Below are 4,010 nucleotides of genomic sequence, written 5' to 3' on the forward strand. Positions count from 1 at the left end.
CGGCCGCGGTGACGTTGGCCGCTGCGGCGAGCTCTGCCGGGGGAGCGAAACGACGCTCCTCCTTGAGCAGGTTGGCCAGGCTCTCGTTGCTCAACGACTTTCTCCTCTTGCTTCTTCATTGCGTCTTCCGGCGTCCTCCGGCTCCTGCCGGTTCGGACGTCGCCGGGGTGGGTCCGTGGCGGTGGTCCCGTGGCGGCGGTGCGGGGGACGGAGGCGGGTCCGGCCGGCCCGTACGCGACACGCTCGGCACGCGGGCTCCCAGCGCCCGAGCGGGCACTGACGGCGAACCACCCGGCCGCACCACGCTAGAGCCGGACCGCCCACCGGAACATGACGGGCGGTACCGAAAGGTCGGGCGGACGCGCCCCGCGCCGCAGGAGCAGCCCGGCCGACGGCGCCGGCGGGGTGCCGACCGGTTGCCGATGGGGTGCTGACAGGACGTTGACAAGACGTTGACGCGCGCGGGTGAGAATCGACCCATGAGCGGCCCGGTCCGGTCGTGGTGGCGCGAGGTCCGCGTGGCCGCGTCCTCCGCCGCTCCGGTTCCACAGCGTCACCCTGCTCCTCCGCGGCCCTCCCGGCCTCGGAGGACGGCGGCGCTCCGCAGACGGACAGCCCTGGTGTGACATGGCGACAAGCCCAACAGTGATCGATCTCGGTGACGCGGCAGCGCCGCACGTGCCGGACGTGCCGGACGTGCCGCTCGTGCTGCCCGTCCTGCGCGGCCGCGCGCGCGAGTCGGAGGTGCTCCGGCACCTGCTCGCCGCCGGGGGAGACGGCTGCGTCTCCGTCCTGCTCGGCGGAGCCTGGGGCAGCGGGAAGACGGAACTGCTGCGGGAGGCACTGGCCGGCGTCCGTGAGGACCCGGACGTCCTCGTGCTGTCGGCGGCGCTCGATCCGCTCGAACGCGAGCTCCCGTTCGGCATGGTCCGCCGGTTCTTCGACCACCTGACGCCGTGGGCCGAACCGGCACCGGCCGCGCTCTGGGCGTCCGCCCCCGAACCGGTGGCGCTCGACGACCTGTACCGGCGGTTGGTCCGGTCGACGGACGGCAGGCGCCTGGTGCTGGCCGTCGACGACCTCCAGCGGGCCGACGCCCGTTCGCTGCGCTGGCTGCGCTACGTGCTGCGGCGCGGTGCCGAGCTGCCCCTGGTCCTCCTCGCCACGCTCGGGGAGGAGGGGACGCACGCGAACACGGACGTCCTCGCCGACGTCGTGCCGCTGTTCCGGCACCGGATGACGCTGGGCGGCCTCGCCGAGGACGCGGTCGAGGCGCTGGCCGAGGACGTCCTCGGCAGGCACCCGGGCCGGTCCGTGACCACGGCCTGCCGGGAGGCCACCGGCGGCAACCCGCTGCTGCTCCGCGCCCTGCTGCGCGGACTCCGTGCCGCTGACCCGCACCACACTGACGTGCAGTACACCGGCCCGCAGCACACCGGCCTGCAGTACACCGGCCCGCAGCACACCGACCCTCGGCGCACCGAAGAGGACCTGGCGGCACGGATCACCGAGTACGTCCCGACCGACGTGGGCCCGGCCGTGCTCGCGCGGATGGAGGCACTGGCACCGCATGCCGCGACGGTGGCGACGGCCGCCGCCGTCCTCGGCGTAGGCCCGATCGGCGGCCCGAGCACAGGCCCCAGCGCAGATCTGAGCGTCGACCTGCTGGTCGAGGCCACCGGCCTCGCCGAACCGCAGCTGGCGGACGCCCTGCACGCACTGGTGCGGGCCGAGTACCTGACCCGCGCAGGGGAGGAAGGGACGGCCTTCGGCTGCGCGGCCCTCGCCGCGGCCGTGGCCTCCACCGTGCTGCCGAGCCGGCGGATGGCACTCCACCGCGGTGCCGCCCGCTTCCTGCGGGCGCGCGGTGCCTCGGCGCAGCGGATCGCCGTCCACCTCCTGCCCGGCCCCCGGGGCGAGGCGTGGGCACCGGAGGTCCTGGCCCGGGCCGCCGAAGGGGCGGCCGAGGAGGGCCGGACCGCAGCGGCCGCGGCGTACCTGCGGCGTGCGCTGCGGGAGGAGACCGGCGAGGAGTCACGGGCCGGGCTGCTGGCCTCGCTCGGCCGGCTGGAGCTCGCCTCCAGCGTTCCGGTGGCCGTCCGAAGCCTGGAGAGCAGTCTCCGGCTGTCCCAGGACCCGGTCGAGCGGACCGAGGTGGCGCGCAGACTGGCCGGCGCGATGCTGGCCGTGGACCGCTACCCGGAGGCGCTGGAGGTCCTCCGGCGCACCAGCGAACACATCCGGGAGGCGGACCCCGCCGACGCCCTGCGCCTGGAGATCGACCGCATCCACATCGCCCTGACCAACTTGGCCTCCGCCCCGGACGCCGTGGAGCGGCTGATGGAGCTGAACGTCCTCGATGCGCCGGACACCGGCGTCCGGCGGCCGCTGGCCGCGCTGCTGAGCCTGCGCGCGGCCATGGTCGGCCGGTGCCCGGAGGAGGTCGTGAGCCTCGCCGAACTGGCCCTGGGGGAGGGGGCGGACCCGCTGTCGGACGAGTCCTTCGTCTACTACGACGCCCTGGTCGCCCTGCGGGCGGCCGGCGAGACGGTGGCGGCGCTGGAGCACGCGGACGCCGCCGTGCGGCAGGCACGGGCCCGCGGCTCCGCGCTCGGTCGCCTCCAGGCGCTCAGCGTGCGCGCGAACCTGGCGGGACGGGTGGGGCGCCTCGCGGACAGCCAGGCGGACGCGGCCTCGGCACTGGAGGAACTGCGGGCGATCGACATCGGGCCGGCGCACAGCGTCGCCGTCTTCGCGACCGCGACGTCGATGGACTCGCTCATCCGGCGGGGAAGGCCGGAGGAAGCCGAGGATCTTCTCCGACGTGCCGGGCTCGCGGGTGAGTTGAACGCCAACTGGGTCAACGACCACGTCCTGATGGTCCGCGGCCGGCTGCGGGTCGCGCAGGGGCGGCTGGACGAGGGCCTCGCCGACTTCCTCCGGTGCGGTGAACGAGCACTCGCCCGCGGGATGTCCGGCCCCGGCTTCCACACATGGCGTTCGGAGGCGGCGCTGGTCCAGGCGGCGCTGCGGCGCGGCGCGGCGGCCCGGTCGCTGGCGGAGGAGGAGCTCGGACTGGCGCGGGCCTGGGGAGTGCCGGAGACGGTGGGCACCGCCCTGACCGCGCTGGGCGTGGTCCTCGGGGGCGTGGAAGGGCTGGAACTGCTGCGCGAGGCGGTCGGCCTCCTCGAAGACGCACCCGCACGCCTGCGGTACGCCCAGGCGCTCGTCGACTGCGGCATCCTCGCCCGGAAGGCCGGGCGACTGCCCGAGGCCCGCACCTGCCTGCAACGGGCCGCCAGCGTCGCCGACGAGTGCGGAGCGGCCCCGCTCGTGGACCTGGCACTCGCGGAACTCCGCGCCGTCGGCGACCGTCCGCGCACCCGCACGTTCCACGGGGTGAACGCCCTCACCCCGACCGAGCGGCGCGTCGCGGACCTCGCCCTTCAGGGCATGACCAACCGCGGGATAGCCCAGCACCTCTTCGTCGGCCTGCGCACCGTGGAGGTCCACCTCACCAACGTCTACGGGAAGCTCGCCATCGACGGCCGAGCGGGACTGGCCACGGCCCTGGTACCCCCGGCTCTGGCGGCGGACCAATGCCCCGCCCCACCACCGTCCCGGGCCGAGGCGTCCGGCACCTGACGCTTCTCCCGTCCGCCGGGGCGGCTCGGATCACCTGGCGGACGGGAGGGGGAATCGTCGTTCCACGGTCGTCCCTTGGGCAGCCCTCGTGCGGTTGCCCTCTGTCCATATCGCCCCGGTCACGGGCCCCGCCCCCGCCCGGGGCGGCACCCCACCCCCCCCGGCAAATTTACGGCCGCCCCCGGGGGGGTGCCCCGCAAGAGGGGGGCGCCCCCGCCGGCGCCCGGGGGGGCGGGGGGGGCGCCCCCGCCGCGCGCGCGGGCGCGCGCCCCCGCGCCCGCGCCCGCGCGCCCCCGCCCCCGCCCGCGGCGCGCCCCCCCCCCCCCGGCCGGGGTCTTCGACCGCGACGCGGCCCGGTCGCCGTT

1 protein-coding gene is annotated in these 4,010 nt (G+C 76.1%); it reads left to right on the top strand.

What is annotated here, in order from left to right; genetic code table 11:
* Nucleotides 1–645 precede the first annotated feature (645 nt).
* Complete coding sequence (locus tag ACFV4G_RS42640) at nt 646–3,645, top strand: AAA family ATPase (protein WP_380448921.1); 3,000 nt, start codon at nt 646–648, stop codon at nt 3,643–3,645.
* Nucleotides 3,646–4,010: the final 365 nt, after the last annotated feature.

Source organism: Kitasatospora sp. NPDC059747 (assembly GCF_042732955.1).
Classification (GTDB): Bacteria; Actinomycetota; Actinomycetes; order Streptomycetales; family Streptomycetaceae; genus Kitasatospora.